General features: G+C 57.0%; 17 protein-coding genes. 9 read left to right on the top strand and 8 right to left on the bottom strand.

Annotation, left to right across the window (positions count from 1 at the left end; all coding sequences use genetic code 11):
- Positions 1 to 112 precede the first annotated feature (112 nt).
- The 7 genes from ABGT79_RS11830 (at position 113) to ABGT79_RS11800 (ending at position 9,371) form a co-directional block, all read left to right on the top strand.
- Positions 113 to 988, top strand: coding sequence for an NAD(+)/NADH kinase (locus ABGT79_RS11830; protein ID WP_294485116.1), 876 nt, complete (start codon positions 113 to 115; stop codon positions 986 to 988).
- A gap of 507 nt (positions 989 to 1,495) precedes the next feature.
- A complete protein-coding gene (gene gatB, locus ABGT79_RS11825) occupies positions 1,496 to 2,932 on the top strand; it encodes an Asp-tRNA(Asn)/Glu-tRNA(Gln) amidotransferase subunit GatB (protein ID WP_346666342.1) in 1,437 nt (478 codons plus the stop codon).
- Positions 2,933 to 3,005: 73 nt separating this feature from the next.
- Positions 3,006 to 5,657 (top strand): PBP1A family penicillin-binding protein, encoded by a 2,652-nt coding sequence (locus ABGT79_RS11820; RefSeq protein WP_346666341.1) that lies wholly within the window; start codon positions 3,006 to 3,008, stop codon positions 5,655 to 5,657.
- A 235-nt stretch (positions 5,658 to 5,892) separates the two neighbouring features.
- Positions 5,893 to 6,075 carry a hypothetical protein gene (locus tag ABGT79_RS11815; RefSeq protein WP_294485110.1) on the top strand — a complete coding sequence of 61 codons (183 nt, stop codon included), beginning with the start codon at positions 5,893 to 5,895 and terminating at the stop codon, positions 6,073 to 6,075.
- On the top strand, positions 6,072 to 6,929 hold the full coding sequence (locus ABGT79_RS11810) for a ubiquinone/menaquinone biosynthesis methyltransferase (protein WP_346666340.1): 858 nt from the start codon (positions 6,072 to 6,074) through the stop codon (positions 6,927 to 6,929). Before ABGT79_RS11815 ends, ABGT79_RS11810 begins: the two co-directional genes overlap by 4 nt.
- A 31-nt stretch (positions 6,930 to 6,960) precedes the next feature.
- The gene (gene ychF / locus ABGT79_RS11805) at positions 6,961 to 8,064 is read left to right on the top strand and encodes a redox-regulated ATPase YchF (protein ID WP_346666339.1); all 1,104 of its coding nucleotides are present in this window, start codon (positions 6,961 to 6,963) and stop codon (positions 8,062 to 8,064) included.
- 194 nt (positions 8,065 to 8,258) lie between these two features.
- Complete coding sequence (locus ABGT79_RS11800) at positions 8,259 to 9,371, top strand: site-specific integrase (RefSeq protein ID WP_276819582.1); 1,113 nt, start codon at positions 8,259 to 8,261, stop codon at positions 9,369 to 9,371.
- On the opposite strand, the gene ABGT79_RS11795 is transcribed toward ABGT79_RS11800, so the two are convergent.
- The 4 genes from ABGT79_RS11795 to ABGT79_RS11780 all read right to left on the bottom strand — a co-directional run bounded on the left by ABGT79_RS11795 (position 9,343) and on the right by ABGT79_RS11780 (position 10,582).
- Positions 9,343 to 9,624, bottom strand: a complete 282-nt coding sequence (locus ABGT79_RS11795; RefSeq protein ID WP_077072283.1) for a hypothetical protein — start codon at positions 9,622 to 9,624, stop codon at positions 9,343 to 9,345. The two genes, ABGT79_RS11800 and ABGT79_RS11795, sit on opposite strands and share 29 nt — an antisense overlap.
- Positions 9,621 to 9,791, bottom strand: a complete 171-nt coding sequence (locus tag ABGT79_RS11790) for a hypothetical protein (RefSeq protein ID WP_346666338.1) — start codon at positions 9,789 to 9,791, stop codon at positions 9,621 to 9,623. Before ABGT79_RS11790 ends, ABGT79_RS11795 begins: the two co-directional genes overlap by 4 nt.
- Before the next feature lie 66 nt (positions 9,792 to 9,857).
- Entirely contained in the window at positions 9,858 to 10,301 is a 444-nt protein-coding gene (locus ABGT79_RS11785; RefSeq protein ID WP_346666337.1) for a phage regulatory CII family protein, read from the bottom strand.
- 32 nt (positions 10,302 to 10,333) lie between these two features.
- Positions 10,334 to 10,582: a hypothetical protein gene (locus tag ABGT79_RS11780; RefSeq protein ID WP_346666336.1), complete on the bottom strand. Its 249-nt coding sequence runs from the start codon at positions 10,580 to 10,582 to the stop codon at positions 10,334 to 10,336.
- 125 nt (positions 10,583 to 10,707) lie between these two features.
- Here ABGT79_RS11780 and ABGT79_RS11775 point away from each other — a divergent pair, with 125 nt between their 5' ends.
- Positions 10,708 to 11,121 (top strand): hypothetical protein, encoded by a 414-nt coding sequence (locus ABGT79_RS11775; protein ID WP_346666335.1) that lies wholly within the window; start codon positions 10,708 to 10,710, stop codon positions 11,119 to 11,121.
- Between the two features lie 45 nt (positions 11,122 to 11,166).
- Positions 11,167 to 12,039 carry an SWIM zinc finger family protein gene (locus ABGT79_RS11770; RefSeq protein ID WP_346666334.1) on the top strand — a complete coding sequence of 291 codons (873 nt, stop codon included), beginning with the start codon at positions 11,167 to 11,169 and terminating at the stop codon, positions 12,037 to 12,039.
- 338 nt (positions 12,040 to 12,377) lie between these two features.
- On the opposite strand, the gene nrdD is transcribed toward ABGT79_RS11770, so the two are convergent.
- From nrdD to ABGT79_RS11750, 4 genes are all read right to left on the bottom strand, one after another.
- A complete protein-coding gene (gene nrdD / locus ABGT79_RS11765; protein WP_346666333.1) occupies positions 12,378 to 12,539 on the bottom strand; it encodes an anaerobic ribonucleoside-triphosphate reductase in 162 nt (53 codons plus the stop codon).
- Positions 12,539 to 13,357, bottom strand: a complete 819-nt coding sequence (locus tag ABGT79_RS11760) for a hypothetical protein (RefSeq protein WP_346666332.1) — start codon at positions 13,355 to 13,357, stop codon at positions 12,539 to 12,541. The genes nrdD and ABGT79_RS11760 overlap by 1 nt, the downstream gene beginning before the upstream one ends.
- 150 nt (positions 13,358 to 13,507) lie before the next feature.
- Positions 13,508 to 14,566, bottom strand: a complete 1,059-nt coding sequence (locus ABGT79_RS11755; protein ID WP_346666331.1) for a tyrosine-type recombinase/integrase — start codon at positions 14,564 to 14,566, stop codon at positions 13,508 to 13,510.
- 344 nt (positions 14,567 to 14,910) lie between these two features.
- A complete protein-coding gene (locus ABGT79_RS11750; RefSeq protein ID WP_346666330.1) occupies positions 14,911 to 15,189 on the bottom strand; it encodes a hypothetical protein in 279 nt (92 codons plus the stop codon).
- Positions 15,190 to 16,408 lie beyond the last annotated feature (1,219 nt).

The following is a 16,408-nucleotide window of genomic DNA, read 5'->3' as shown; positions in this document are numbered from 1 at the left end:
TGTTCTTTAGAGTACAAGAGCCTTTGTCCGGTCCGCCTTCCGGCGAGCGCTCCTTCGCCGCGCCGTCCGGGCGGCCATTCCCCGCCGTTGCAGGCGATTTCAAGGATGTTTCATGCAGCCCATCTCCCGTCTTCTCATTCTTCATAAGGACAACCCTCAGCCGGAAAACGCCGGGCGGGCCCTGATTCCCTGGCTGCGCTCCCGTCAGGTGGAAGGCGTGCTGCTTTCCGCCGGCGCCGACGCCATGACCATGCGGGCCGAGGCAGCCGCCAGCGACGCCGTTCTCGTGCTCGGCGGCGACGGCACCATGATAGGCGTGGCCCGCCGTCTGGCCGGCATACGCACGCCCCTTGCCGGCATGAACTTCGGCAGGGTGGGCTTTCTGGCCTCTCTTCCCGCCGAGGGCTGGGAAGAACCTCTGGCCGACATGCTGCAGGGCCGATGGGAGCTGGAACGACACCTCACCCTGCACTGGCGCATTCTGCGGCGGAAGGGAGACATGCTGGAGCCCCTCAGCGAAGGCGTGGCCATCAACGACGTGGTCACCGCGCACGGCGTGGTCGCCCGCGCGGTTTCTCTGAGCCTGAACATCGACGGCGTCCACTTCAGCACGCTGCGCTGCGACGGCGTCATCGTGTCCACGCCGCTCGGCTCCACCGCCTACACGGCCTCCGCAGGCGGCCCGCTCACCATTCCTTCCATGAACGCCCAGCTCGTCACGCCCATCTGTCCCTTTGCCGGGGGGTTTCCTCCCATCGCGCTGCCCGCCTCTTCCTGCATCCGGCTGGAAGCCTGCCGTCAGGGCGATCAGGTACTGCTTTCCGTGGACGGGCAGGAAAATCTGCCGCTGGACTTCGGCGACGTGCTGGAAATCCAGGGCACGCCCGATCAGCTCCACATGCTCGTGAGCGACAAGAACTGGTACCTGCGCCGCCTCATCGATCGCGGCATCGTCACCTCCGGGCCGGGCCGACGGGAAAACGGCTGAAAAAAGCCTTCCGCGCTCCGGCTGCCCGGCGAAAAACGCGCGCCTGTGCCCTTTGCCCCGCGCCGAGGCAGGGGGCAGGCCGCAAAAATCCCCGAAGATCTTGCGCCGCATCGTTTCCCAAAGACGCGGCTGCTTGCCTTCCCTGCGTTCGGAATCTTCGGCGCGCGTCTCGACCGGCGCATCCTCTTTCTTCCGGGATTCCCTGCGTTCGGCGACTCCCGCGAACCTTCCGTCCGACAGCGAAACTTCCTCCGCTCCGCGTTATCAGTTTGCTCCCGCGCCTCGTCGGCGCCATCCGGGCCGCCGCCCGCCCTGCGGCAAAAAGAGCCCGTCGCGTGTTCCGCCGCTTTGGCCCGTCCGCGGCCCTCTCTGCTGCGACCGCCGCTCCTTCCCGCAACGCCCTGAACGCACACCCGGGTTTCGCTTGAGCCCCGGGCCTTTTAATGATAGCAATACAGATTCCTCCATTCGGAGCTTTGTTTACCAGCTATTTTCAGGGAGTACCCCATGTCTGCATACGAGGCTGTCATCGGCCTGGAAGTACATGTACACCTGGCCACGGCCAGCAAACTTTTCTGTTCCTGCCCCAACTCCTTCGGCGACGAGCCGAACACCAACGTCTGCGAAGTGTGCTCCGGCATGCCCGGCGTGCTGCCCGTGCTCAACCGCAAGGCCGTGGAATACGCCACGCGCATGGCCCTCGCCATCCACGCGCAGATCAATCAGCGCTCGCAGTTCGCCCGCAAGAACTACTTCTATCCCGACATGCCCAAGGACTATCAGATATCGCAGTTCGAGCTTCCGCTGTGCGAACACGGCTGGCTCGACATCACGGTCGACGGGCAGAAGCGCCGCATCGGCATCACCCGCATCCACATGGAAGACGACGCGGGCAAGAACATCCATCCGCAGGGCGAAAACTTCAGCTATGTGGACCTCAACCGCGCCGGCACCCCGCTCATCGAAATCGTGAGCGAACCCGATCTGCGCAGCGCCGAAGAGGCCGTGGCCTACCTCAAGAAGCTCCACGCCATGGTAGTGAGCCTCGGCATCAGCAACGGCAACATGGAGGAAGGCTGCTTCCGCTGCGACGCCAACGTGTCCATCCGTCCGCGCGGCGAAACGAAGCTCGGCACCCGCACCGAACTGAAGAACCTCAACTCCTTCCGCAACGTGCAGCGCGCCATCGAATTTGAAATCGCAAGACAGTCCGATCTGCTCGACGACGGCGAAAAGGTGATTCAGGAAACCCGTCTCTACGACGCAAACCGCAACCTCACCGCGCCCATGCGCAGCAAGGAAGACGCGCAGGACTATCGCTACTTCCCCGACCCTGACCTTTTGCCCGTGGTCATCACCGACGAGGAACTCGCCGAATGGGCCGCCACGCAGCCCGAACTGCCCGAAGCCCGCATGGCCCGCTACATGGGCGAACTCCAGCTGCCCGAACAGGACGCCGAACAGCTCTGCTCCGATCCGCATCTTGCCGAGCTCTTTGAAAAGACCTGCGCGCTCGGCGCTCAGCCCAAGAAGGCGGCCAACATCATGCTCGGCATGCTGCTGCGCGAAATCAATCAGACCGGCGTCAGCAGCGCCGACATCAAGATCACGCCCGAAGCCATCGCCGAGCTTGTCGCCATCATCGGCAACGGCACCATTTCCGCCAAGATTGCCGCCGACATCTTCCCCGAACTCATGAAGGGAGACGTCATGCCCGCGGCGCTCGTCAAGGAACGCGGCCTCGTTCAGGTTTCGGACACCGGCGCCATCGACGCCGCCGTGCAGAAGGTGATCGACGCCCATCCCGCCGAAGTGGAAGCCTACAAGGGCGGCAAGACCAAGCTCGTCAGCTTCTTCGTCGGCCAGGTCATGCGCGAAATGCGCGGCAAGGCGAATCCCGCCATGGTCAACGAAGCTCTGGCCCGTCTGCTCGGCCAGAACTAGCGCGCAGTCACGGCGTTCCGCCCCCCCCCCCCGGCGGAACGCTTTCCCCGGACACTTCACTTTCCCTATTGCCATGAGCGACAAAGACTGGAACAACGACAACGGACTCGACAGGCTCGATTTCGGAACGCCCGCCCCCGGCAGGAACAGAAGATCTTCCAGACCCGCGGCGGATGACGACTCCGACAGCGAACTGCTTTCTCTGGACGCTCCCGGAAAATCCCGCAGAAAACGCCGCAAGGGCCGCGGATTCTTCGGCACCATACTTTATCTTTTCGGCACGCTTGTCGTGCTCGGCGCGCTGGGCGCGGCCGCAGGCGGCTACATGCTGTATCAGTGGGTGTCCGACGATCTGCCGAGCTTCAGCAAAATCGCCGACTACCGTCCGCCGCTGGTGACCACCGTGCTCGCCCGCGACGGCAGTCTCATCGGTCAGCTCTACCACGAACGGCGTTTTCTCGTCACGCTCGACCAGCTTCCCAAGTTCGTGCCCATGTCCTTCCTCGCCGTGGAAGACGATCAGTTCTACAATCACCCCGGCGTGGACATCAAAGCCATCGTGCGCGCGGCCATAGCCAACTTCCAGCACGGCTCCACAAGGCAGGGCGGCAGCACCATCACGCAGCAGGTGGTCAAGCGCCTCATGCTCACCCCGGAAAAGAGCTACGAACGCAAGCTCAAGGAAGCCATTCTCGCCTACCGTCTGGAAAAGCAGCTCAGCAAGGACGAAATTCTCACCCTCTACATCAATCAGATATTCCTCGGCAACAACGCCTACGGCGTGGAAGCCGCCGCGCGCGTGTACTTCGCCAAGAACGCCAGAGATCTCACCATTGCCGAAGCCGCGCTCATCGCCGGTCTCGGCCAGTCGCCTTCCGCCTACAATCCCTATCGCAATCCCGAAGCCGCCCAGAACCGTCAGCGTCACGTGCTGCGCCGCCTGCGCGACCTCGGCTGGATAAGCGACGCCCAGTACGACGAAGCCATCAACCAGAAGCTCGAATACAAGGCCATGCCCTCGTCCAATCCCGACGGAGCCTGGTACATGGAAGAAGTGCGCCGCCTGCTCGTGGAAATGTTCTCGGAAGAGAACTGCAAGAAGAACGGCTACGACTTCGGCATCTACGGCGAAGACGCCGTGTATGAGCTCGGCCTCACCGTACACACCGCCATGGATCCCGTGCAGCAGAAGGCCGCCAACGAAGGTCTGCGCCACGGTCTGGAAGACGCCACCAAGCGTCACGGATGGCTCGGACCGGTCAAGCATCTCGAACCTTCCGAATATGCGGACTTCCTCAAGAAAAAGGACTTCAAGCTCTCCGATCTCGACGACGACGGCTGGGCGCTCGCGCTCGTGACGAGCGTAAACAAGTCCGGCGCGGACGTGCTGCTCTCCGAAACGCAGCGCGGCTACGTGAGCGTACGCACCATGAACTGGGCGCGCAAGCCGAACAAGCGCGTGGCCGGATCCGTCACCGCCGTGGTGATGCGCGACGCCACAAAAGTGGTCAAACCCGGCGACGTCATCTGGGTTTCCCGCGACAAGACGCCCGCCGCGACCGCCAAATCCCAGAAAAAAACGAGCAAAAACCTGACGGAAGCGCCCAAAAACGCGCAGGACGCCGTGCTGCGTCCCCATGAAGCCGTCATTGCCCTGCGACTCCAGCAATATCCCGACGTGCAGGGCGCCATGGTGTCCATCGAACCGCAGAGCGGCGACGTGGTGGCCATGGTGGGCGGCTACTCCTTCGGCAGCTCCGGCTCCCAATTCAACCGCGTCACGCAGGCGCAGCGCCAGCCCGGCTCCTCGTTCAAGCCCATCGTCTATTCCGCGGCGCTCGACAACGGCTTCACCCCCGCCTCCATGCTGCTCGACGCCCCCATCATACTCATCGACAAGTGGACGAAAAAAGCCTGGCGTCCCGGCAACGACGACGGCAAGTTCAACGGCCCCATGCCGCTTTACCGCGCCCTCGCCCGCTCCCGCAACCTCTGCACCGTGCGCGTGGCGCAGCAGATGGGCGTGGAGCACATCATTGCCCGCGCCAAGGCCCTGCGCCTCACGCCCGAGTTCCCGGCCACCCTGTCCATCAGTCTGGGCGCCGTGGCCGTGTCTCCGCTCAATCTGGCGCAGGCCTACACCGCCTTCGCCAACGGCGGCAAGGTCAGCTCGCCGCGCTTCATCACCAGCATTCAGGGCCCCTGGGGCAACACCATCTATGAAAGCCAGCCCGAATCCGTGCAGGCCATCACGCCGCAGAACGCCTATGTCATGGCCAAACTGCTCGAAGGCGTGGTGAACTTCGGCACCGGCGGCAAGGCCCGCGTGCTGGGTCGCCCCCTCGGCGGCAAAACCGGCACCACCAACGACGAAAACGACGCCTGGTTCATCGGCATGACGCCCTACCTCGTCACCGCCACCTACATAGGCTACGATCAGCTCCAGCCCATGGGCCGCGGCGAAACGGGTTCCGGAGCCGCCCTGCCCGCCTACATCTACTATGCCAGGGAGGCGCTCAAGGCCTATCCGCCCGACGACTTCCCCAAACCGGACGGCATCGTGTTCGCCGACGCCGACGGCATGAGCATGCCTTTCATCGAAGGCACCGAACCCGGCACGGGCTACGGCCTCGACGCCCTCGACGGCGACGTCGATCCCGCGCTCGTTCAGCAGGTGGAGGAACAGGCTCAGCAGGGCGAAGATCTGCTCAAGGACATGTTCTAAATCTTCGCCGGGAGCGGGCCGCACAGCTCTCTCCCGGCGTCGTCGCTCCGCCGAGGCGGCGCGACGGAACGCAGTTCCGAAAAGCCGCCGTCCGATACACGTCAACATAAAAAGGCTGGGGGGCATTCCTTCCCGTCTTTTTGACCCGCCCGGTTCCCAGCCGCGGTGGCCGGGGCCATTCCCCACAGGCGGGTTTTTTTGCCTTCAGCTTGCGGCCGTGCCGCAGGAGTTCATAATGGAAAAACTGGAACGTGAAATCATGCAGGTGAGCAAGGAAATCGCAGTGAAGTTCATCGAATCGCAGCGCCTTTCTCCCAGCAATTTCGAAGAAATCTTCCCCTCCATCTACCGCGTGGTCATGGACACCGCCCTGAAGGGCAGAGAACGCCTCGAAGAAGAGGAAGGAGACGAGCAGTGAGTCAGAACATGCCCGGCGACGAATCCCTTTCCCAGAAGCAGACGTCCGCATCTTCTGCCGAAAACAGCCGTCCCGCAGCGGACGCGGCCGCAGACAACGCCAGAACGTCCGCAGACGCCGCGTCTTCCGAACGCGCATCCTCCCAGGAGCCCGGCGACGAGCACACCCGCAACGTGTCGGAAATGTTCGGCCGCATGACGCCGTGGTACGACCTGCAGAACCGCGTGTTCAGCCTTTTTCTGGACTGCTGGTGGCGGCGCAATCTCGTGCGTTCCGTGGTTCCCGGCCCCACGAACACGGTCATCGACATGGCCGCGGGCACGCTCGACGTCACCCTTGCGCTGATACGCCGTTATCCTGAGCTGCGCGTGTACGCCACGGACATCTGCGAGCCCATGCTCCGCTACGGCGAAGAGCACAAAATGCGCGCGGCAGAACGCTCCCGCGTGACCACCATGGTGGCCGACGCCCGGCACATGCCGCTTCCCGACGGCTGCGCCGACGCCGTGACCATCGCCTTCGGCATCCGCAACGTGCGCCCCCGCATGGAGGCCCTGCGCGAAATGCACCGGCTGCTCGTACCCGGCGGCAGAGCCTGCATTCTGGAATTCGCTCCCGTGTCCACGCCCGTGTTCGGTCCGTGCTATCACTGGTATCTGCGCCACATCATGCCCAAACTCGCCGGACTCGTCAGCCATTCCACGTCGGCCTACGACTACTTCGCCGACACCATCGAAAACTTTCCGAAGCCCGCCGCCTTCAGCGACGAACTGCGCGAGGCGGGCTTTGCCTTTGTTCAGCACATTCCCTTCACGCTGGGCGTCGCCAACCTTCACATAGCCGTGCGCGGCTGATGCGCGTCCCGCCTTATTCCGGAGTTTTGTCATGTCACTGAGTCTAGGTATCGTCGGTCTGCCCAACGTGGGCAAGTCCACCCTGTTCAATGCGCTCACCAAGGCGCAGAACGCCGAAGCCGCCAACTATCCCTTCTGCACCATCGAGCCCAACAAGGCCACCGTGGCCGTGCCCGACAAACGCGTCGACGCGCTCACCGAGCTTGTGAAGCCCGCCAAAACCATCTATGCCACCGTGGACTTCGTGGACATCGCCGGTCTCGTGCGCGGGGCCAGCAAGGGCGAAGGTCTCGGCAACCAGTTTTTGGCCAACATCCGCGAATGCGCCGCCATCGTGGAGGTGGTGCGCTGCTTCGACGATGAAAACATCGCCCACGTGGACGGCAGCATTGATCCGCTGCGCGACGTGGACACCATTGAAACCGAACTGCTGCTCGCCGACCTCGACACCGCGGAAAAACGCCTCGACACCCTGAAGAAAAAATCAAAATTCGACAAGGAAATGCAGAAGGCACAGCCCGTGCTCGAAGCGCTTGTCGCGCATCTTGGCGAAGGCAAGCCCGGTTCCACCTTTGAAGTGCCCGAACTCAACGAACCCTTCAAGCAGGTGTGGCGCGAGCTCTCCCTGCTCACGGCCAAGAAGTTCATCTACTGCGCCAACGTGGACGAAGCCGGCATCGAGGAAGACAACGATCACGTGAAGGCTCTGCGCAAACTGGCCGAATCCCGCGGCTGCGGCATGGTAAAGATCTGCGCCCGCCTCGAAGAGGAACTTCAGGGCCTCTCCGACGCCGAACAGGCGGAAATGCTGGAATCCTACGGCATTGAGGAAAGCGGTCTCGAAAACATCATCCGCATGGGCTATCACACGCTCGGTCTGGCGAGCTTCCTGACCGCCGGTCCCAAGGAAGTGCGCGCCTGGACGTTCCGTCAGGGCTGGAAGGCTCCGCAGGCCGCGGGCGTCATCCACACCGACTTTGAAAAGGGCTTTATCCGCGCCGAAGTCATCAGCTACGAAGACTACATGAAGTACAAGTCCGAAGCGGCCTGCCGCGCCGCGGGCGTGCTCCGCGTGGAAGGCAAGGACTACGTGGTCCAGGACGGCGACATGATGAACTTCCTGTTCAACGTGTAGCTGATAGAATCTGTTTTGAGCTGTGTGTAATTAGCGAAAAATATTGACAAAGCTTGCAGGCCCCCTTGCAACCTGCTATATCCAAATATCTCCTCTCGGGTTACCTGAGGGGAGATATTTTCATAATTGGGGAGATGCCAGGGGAGATATCTTCCCCCCTCTCTGGTTACTCCATAGCCCCGCAGGAGTCTGCCATGAGCATGAAAACCAGCCGCACCAGGTTCACAGGCGTGTACACGAGAGAAAGCACCGAACGCCGCCACAACGGCAAGCCGGACGTCGTCTTTTACTACTGCCTCAAAATTGACGGCAAGAGAGTGTGGACAAAATGCGGCTGGCGCAGCGAAGGCATGACCGCACAGGCTGCCTATCAGATGCGAAACGAGGCGCTGGCAAAACGCCGCGGCCTGCCCACGCAGGTGCCTCGCATATCTGATGCCTGGGAATACTACAAGACGCATCATCTCCTGACTCTCAGGAACTCCAAAGCCACAATCAGTTATATGCAGAAGCATATCCTTCCGGAGTTCGGCCACATGTTCATGGACGACGTGACTCCGGCAATGGTCACCCGTTTGAAAAATGCTCGGCTGGCCAGTGGGATGGCGCCGGCTAGTGTCAAGCACATGCTTCATGTATTAAGCTCCCTCTACACCCAGACAGAAAAAGCAGGACTGGGTAAATGTAAAAATCCTGTAAAAGACGTTACCCCGCCTAAAGTGGACAATCAGCGTACCCGGTACCTTACGCATGCAGAGGCCCGTATGCTTTTGGACGCTTTGGCGAAACGAGCCCCTGTCTGGCATGATATTGCAGCCCTCAGCCTCTACACTGGGGGACGACTGGGGGAGATTCTCAGTCTCACCGTGTCCTGCATAGACCTCACGGCCGGCGTTGCGGAAGTGAACGGAAAAACTGGACGCCGTATGCTTCACCTGTCGGCTCCGGCCGTAGATATCATGGCACGGCTCATCAAAGGGAAACTCCCCACCGATCATATTTTTCCTGGAAAGGTAAACGGTCATGCCTGTGTTACTCACAATGTTTTCAATGAGCTCACGTTCAAGCTCGGCCTCAATACTCCCGAAACGCCCAGGGCGCAGCGTGTCGTTTTCCACACGCTGCGCCACACTTTTGCCAGCTGGCTTGCCATTGACGGGGTTCCTCTACTGGTGATCTCTCAGCTGATGGGGCATGCTTCCATTACCATGACCCAGCGATACGCTCACCTGTGCCCGGACAGCCGGCAAGCTGCCGTTGCCCTTCTGGCTACACACTTCAAGAGCCCCGACGGCGATTCCGATTGATATATGCCTCGATGTCGGAATGCCTGTAAAAAACTGTACCGTGCTCGTCCTCCTGAATGTAGTCCGGACCTCCCCCTCGGCTCCGCTTGAAGGCCAAGGTCCGGGCATTGATACCATACAGTTCTTCCACCTCCGAAGAGGTCAGCAACTGCTTCATACTCAAAAACTCCATCCGCGCAGTTCTCGTCACCGCGACGGATATGGACTCCATCAACTGCACCAGCGCCTGTCTCTGGATCATTTCCTGGCTCATGCGCATCCCCCTTTGACCACCCATCCGTGGACGGGGATATCAACAATTCTTCCACCCTTGCACAGGCGGTGCAGTCCATCCAAATAGTCCCGCAACTCTTCCCGTCCGCGAAAATGGAAGGAAAAAAGATTGACGGGCGCAGTCTTCCGCTGTACGTCTTTTTTCATACGCACTCCTATGGTATGTTTGCGTTCTGGCCCGCCGGGAACTTCCCTTTCCCTGCGGGCCGCTTTTTATTCGGCTTCCTTTCCGGCCATTTTCATGACCTTCATCACGGCTTCCAGCACCTCTTGCCCTTGTTTGGTGATTCTGTCCGCTTCCACTCTGGAGATCACACCGTCGCGCAAAGCGTCGCCCAGCGTTTCCAGCAGGTCTCCAAACTCCCGGACCGACGCAGCCATACCATCCAGCATGGGCTGCTCCACGTCGCCAACGTCCGGCAGGCGGATAAAAAGACATCCGCAGGCTCTGCCTATGGCCTTCAGTGGTGCGTCGCTGCCCGTGGCCCGCACGAGAGGCACAAGCAAGTCCAGATTGAACTTGTGCCGTTCCGAGCCGGACAGCTCCGCCATCATGGTTTTGTAGTTCACGCCCAGCACATCGGCCACATCTTCAGCAGACAGTCCGGAAGGCGCGCACTTCACAGCCGCATGGCAGATTCTTGTGAGACTTTCCATCGTAGAATCTCGCTTCCTTTTTTACGTTCAGTTCAAGCGCCGGCCCTGCTAGCCTGTTCCCAAACGGGAACGATAGCCTTCCGGACATAGTTTTCAGCTCTTGGCAGCAGTTCAATGGGGAATCCGAGTGAGACCAGCGCCTCGTGTCGCTTTACCGGTATCCGCGCTGCACGCAGAAGACGCCCAACACCTTGCCCTGTCATCCCCATTTTTTTTCCTGCCCACGCCAATGTGACAGAATTGTCATTCATCCATTCTCTGAGCAGGTCATAGCGTTCCATCTTTGACCTCTGCTTGCTTTTCCTATAGTTAAAAATTTTGCTTTGTTGTTTGTCTTTCTTGTTTCACTTGGCTATTACGCTTGTATTCAAAAATGAATATTAAGTCAATTCATTTTTGAATTTTTATGGCAAGGTTTTATTTTATGGAATTATTTGAACGTGTTGACCTTGTTCTTCAAAAGAAAAAAAGTAGCCGTAAAGAATTGGCCCAAGCTCTCGGCATCGCTCAACCAACTTTCAATCGCTACTTTAGTTTTGAACACCAAGGGAAACTAGCTTCACTTCTTTGGCGCATCTCCGAACTTTGGCCCGATGTACCCAAGAATTTTCTTTTTTTTGGTGTGGAAGAGGGAGACATTTGTCCCGAACGAATTACCCCAGAAGAAATAAAATTCTTGAGGTCGGAAAACGAACGTCTTCGCTCCGAGCTGGATGAAGAGCGCCGCTTGAACCGAACACTCACGGCAAGGCTCCTTCTGGGAGATTCTACGGAAGGCTCTGCCGCCAGCTCAGCAAAAAGCGCCGATGGGCAAAAGTGAGCCGGTTTTCCTTTTTAGAAAATAATCAAAAGAAAGGAGATACAGATGACTGACCGCATTTTCCCCACACAAGTGAAAGTTTTTGAATATCTCCAATCTCTAGGAATAAAGGTCAGTTTAACAAAAATTAATCGTGATTATAAAAAGGGTTTACTAGTACGCACAACAGATAAAAAATTTTTAGAAAAAGATGTTCTTAATTATGCAAATATGCTCACTTTGCAGGAACAAAAAAGTCAAATTCAAAAGGATGATAAAATCAACCAGGAAAATACTATCCCTGACCTTTATTACTATGTACAAGGCAGTGCACAAAAACCATATACAGTAACCATAAAAGGTGAAGGAAAAAAACTAAAAGCCTCTTGTACGTGCCCCGCAGGAATGAGGGGAAAATTGTTTTGCAAACATATTGCTAAACTTTTAACTGGTGACAGCTCCAGTATTACCGAAGATTCCGACGGGATAGAACTACTTGCTAGCCGAGCCAAAGAATCTCCCCTGCTTGCTAAAGCAGCTGAATATATTTCTACCCATCCAGATCAAAACCCTAAGCCTATTTATCATATAAAAACCATCAAAGACATCATTCCAACCGTTGACTCCATGCTATCTGGTACTGGACTATGGAGTGAATATACATGTCAAAATAATGTTGATGAATTATCCATTTATATGAGAAAAACATATAAAAATGGAAAACCTTATAAGAATCCAACTCTTTTACTATATTTTAGATATTCTCCCATCCTCATATCTTCATATTATGATCCAGACATCGATGCCTTTATCGAAGAAGAAGGCGGACCAAGTTCAAGACCGTATTGCGTAGATAAAGTCAGCTATAAGAAAATAGAGTCTGCCTGTTCTACATTTATGGATAAATTACAAGCTATTATTAAAAATTATACTGTATAGCATCCGCTCATATACGCAAGGCCCGGTTCGTCACCGGGCCTTGTTTTTTCTCGATCATATCCGTATGGTGCCGTGCGTGGGCACGTCCCCCGAAAGGAGGATAAACCCATGAAGCACTTTCTCCGGGACGTGCTGGCCGCGTTTACGGCTGCCGTCCTTGCGGCTTTGGCGGCTCACTTGTTGAACCTCTAAAAAAGCAAGTCGCCCGGTAGAAGGTGCAACTTCTACCGGGCATTGAAACTTGCGATCCACAAATCGCGGAGGATGTGCCCATCTCTGGGGCAGAGGGTGTTAGCGCACTCCCTGCCCCTTCTTAATGAATCCTTTTACCCGCTACGTCAAGCCGCTGCTCGTTTCCAGGGCTCCATGCTCATGTGCTTCACGCGGTCGCGTTCTTCGGCCCGCTTACCATCGTTGAAGCGGTCCAGTCCGCCCACCAGGTAGCCGGTGATTCGGCGGATACGCTCGAAGTGGACGCCCTGCCCTATAAGCTTTTCCATTACTCTGTCACCTCCTCCCACTGCCAGAGGCCTTCGGTACCAGGATCCCATACACATGCGGGCATATCAGCCTTGGCCAGCCAGAGCTTGCCGTCAAAGGTGTAGTAGCTTCCATTCTTCACGTCCATGCCATGCAGATATGTATAGGGGCTCTCCTTCGTACCGTCCGGTTCGTCGCCGGTACCCGCGTCCACAGAAAGAGGCCTGTACACGGCAAGCCTCCCCTCGGCGTTCGGCGGCTGGTGTTCCTGGGCAGTGACCTCCTGCACAACTTCATAGACCACGCCTTCATATTCCAGGCGGTATCCCGCGTTATAGGTCTGCCCGGCCTGCCAGGACTCGAATACATGAGCCTTAGCCATGACTGCGAACTCAGACGCAGAAAACGCAGACGTTTGGAGCGTAGCCGTGCGCATACGAGCATTGATGATGCTGTTTGCCTGCATCTGTGCCGCGGCAAGCTCTTCCTTTTCAATATCCTCTGGCGTCTTAGCCGGCCGTTCCAGCAACGCACCTTCAGGCAGCGGCCCCAGTTCGGTGAGATACCGTGCCGGAGTCTGCCAAGTATCGCCGGGCAGCCAGTAAGCCGTTCCGGAGCCTTCCACGATAACGCCGCCCTTGTCCCTGGTCTGGCGGTGATCCTCCACCAGTTCCCAGGCGTCGCCCGTCCAACGTGCGGCCTGCTTTTCTCCGGTCTGCGGCGGCTGCTGAACCGTCGCCCCTATCACGTCAACAATGTCCTGCCCGTTAGGCCGTTTCTGGGCTTCCATTTCCCCGGTGAGCTCGCCTGTTTTCAGGTCATACCTATACAGCTTCATGACACTTCTCCTTTTTTCTACGTTTCGGCTGTATTCCCCTCTAAACCGCAAGCGTAAAGCCTAGGGCACTCCTGAGCAAACGATTTCAGGCGCACTGCAAGACCACCTCCGGCGGATGCCGTGGTGCCAACAGGCTCTTTTTCCGGAAGGTCAGATTTTCAGGCTGGCCACTACCGGTATGGCGTTGACCGCCTTAATTTTCAAAGCGTTGCTCACATGCTGATAGACGGATAGCAGCATAGTGTAGGTACTGTGCCCCATCAGTTCGGCAATGCTTTTTATATCGCCGCTTTCCGCCATGCTCAGAGTGGCGAAGGCGTGGCGCAGGTCATACGGCCGTATTTTTCGGGCAATGCCGGCCTTCTCCCTCAGTTTGCGCCATGTTTCGCTGATACGCTTTACCGGCTTGCCCCGGTAATGAATGACGCTTGAACAAGTATTCCCGTCTTGCTTCCTCCATTCCCTGACCTTGGGAAGCAGGGCTTCATGAATGGGGACATAGCGCGCGGAAATCGTTTTTGATTTATAGGCACAGGGCATATAGATGACTCCCTCATCGAGCAGAATGTCGTCCCACCGTAGCCGGAAAAGCTCACAGGGGCCGGGACGCGCCCCGGTGTAAAGCCCAAGAAGAATGATTCTCTGGATATGCTCAGGGGCATGCTTCAGGAGACGATCAATCTCCGGTATAGTGGGCGGCTCGATGCGCCGGGAAGGCGCGTGCGGCAGCTTCATGTTCCGTATGGGCGACTCCTTCAGAAAACCTTTGGCCACTGCCCAGTTGCAGGCAGCCCGAAGGACGGACAGACGGCGATTTATGGTACTCTGGCCAACATTCCGCCCCCGCTGAATTTCCGAAAATACGCGCACGTCATCGAGCGTAAGGCTGGCCGCCCTTCGGGCGCTGAAAAGCTCCAAGATGGGCTTGATATGATAGCCGCTCGATGATCTTGTGGACTCCCTGATATCAGGACGCGCCAGAAACTCCCGGAAAAGCTCAGCTATGGTGATTGCCGGCGCATTCGCCCTGCTGCGTTTTCTCGCCCGTGTCATGAGCACCTTTTCCCTTTCATAAATCGCCCGCTGAGCCTCCTCAAACGCGACCGCCTGCGATTCCGATTCAAACCAGCGGACACGCGGGGCCTTTGTCCACGGATTCTTCCATTCAACCTTCCACGGTTTACGCCTCCAGGGAAAATTTTTAATCATAGTAATACTCCAGATAGTTACTTTCTTGTTAACTATCAGGAATATATATAAATTTATAGTCTATCCTGCCCTTGCGGGGCGGGGAAAGTGTTGGTCGCTACAATGTTCCCGGACTACCTGACGTAGTCGCAGGCTGGAGCAATATGCAGGTATACCGTGACCAGGAAACAGCCATTGGTTTTTCCGGCGCGCTGGACGGACATCCAGTGCCAGAAGCCTTGGTTTTAGGAGTCGGGCATTATGGCTGGGATGGTATCGATTTTTCCGCGTCGCGCTCAAACTCAGAGTACGGGGCACAGGCCACAGTTACGCCCGCAAGCGCTGATATGGCTGTCGGTATCTATTTAGGCCGTTCTGCCGAGGTATAAGGCCATTGTCATATCGGCACTGGCAGGCATTACCGTATCTGATGCAGCATAGATAGAATTTGAACGAGAAGCATCTATTTCTACATCATAATACTCTGATACGGCTTCTGCTGGAGAAGCATACGATTTAGTATTCATAATGCTCGATAGCGCACCCTTATCCAAGTGATGAGCCCAGATAGTAACGCCAGCAGAATCTCCGCCTTGAATCTTGCCCGTGACATTTGGCAATCCCGCGGTATTGTAAGCTCCCATGGTCCCCGCGTTCCGCAAGGGCGTAAGGCGACAAGATTTTTCTGTTATCGTGCGCCCTTGCGGAACGCGGGGATTACTGGACAATACAATATACCAGGAATACCAAATATCATAGGCTCGACTTACAATATTTTTGCAGCTACGGATTCTCCATCTAACGGAGTCCTATTCAATCCAGCTACAGGAGAAAATACGGGTATAAATAATACCTCGGCAGGTAATCTAAAAATAAGAACCATCAATATTAATGCATCTAAAGCAAACAGTCAGTATGGAGCTCAATCTACCGTTATGCCCGCCAGTATCGACTTTGTAGCGGGTCTATACCTCGGCAGAGCAGCCTAGATAGATACCAACGGCCATATCGACGGACGCGGGCATGACCGTTGCTTGGGCTCCATACTCACCGTTACATTTAGATGCGTTAAAATACACAATACGGTCATCCGCTCCGCCAGTTGATCCGGCTATATGCTCGTCATCAGACCAGAACGCCCCTGAGAATCCACTATGCTCCTGCTCATAGCAGGCAATCAGGCTACCATAAATATCAGGCATACCTGGAGCATTATACCGACCTATCGTACCCCCGTTCCGCAAGGGCCTATGGATGCAGAAAAAATCTTGTCACCTTACGCCCTTGCGGAACGGGGATGCCTCTGATGCGGGTGCATACCAACAGGACGCCGTGCAAAACGGCATCCAGCAAATAACATCTCGTATTTTTGGCACCGTCACCGAAAACAGTGCTGGACCAGCCGCCGTTGTCGGTAATGCAACAAGAGTGACGTCTACAGAGGCTACATCATATAATGTAGCATCCGGTAATATTCGAACCGGAGTACATGTGTGGACCGTACATCAGCGCAACGCAGAGGAAACAAGACCGTGTAACGTGAGCCTCGTTTGTGGTGTATATCTAGGCCGTACGGCCTAGATATAGCCCCACGGTCATGTCTGCGCTCTCGGGCATAACCGTGTCGGAAGCCCCGTAACACGGAGAAGCCAACGATGCATAAAGTCTAACATTCATGCCTGATAGAGTTGTTCCAGACGATGCCCCTTTAGAGCCAACTGTGTATGCATTACTGTTTTCAAAAACACCTGTCGGAGTCTTTATACTCATTTGCTCGCCGCCGTACACATCAAAAAGTTCTCCGCTCATCTGAGGTAATCCCGGCGCGTTGAATTGTCCCTGAGTCCCCGCGTTCCGCAAGAA

The sequence above is a fragment of the uncultured Mailhella sp. genome (assembly GCF_963931295.1).
Taxonomy (GTDB): domain Bacteria; phylum Desulfobacterota; class Desulfovibrionia; order Desulfovibrionales; family Desulfovibrionaceae; genus Mailhella.
The sequence above is the reverse complement of the archived record's forward strand: the minus strand, read 5'-3'. Positions and strand labels throughout refer to the sequence as shown.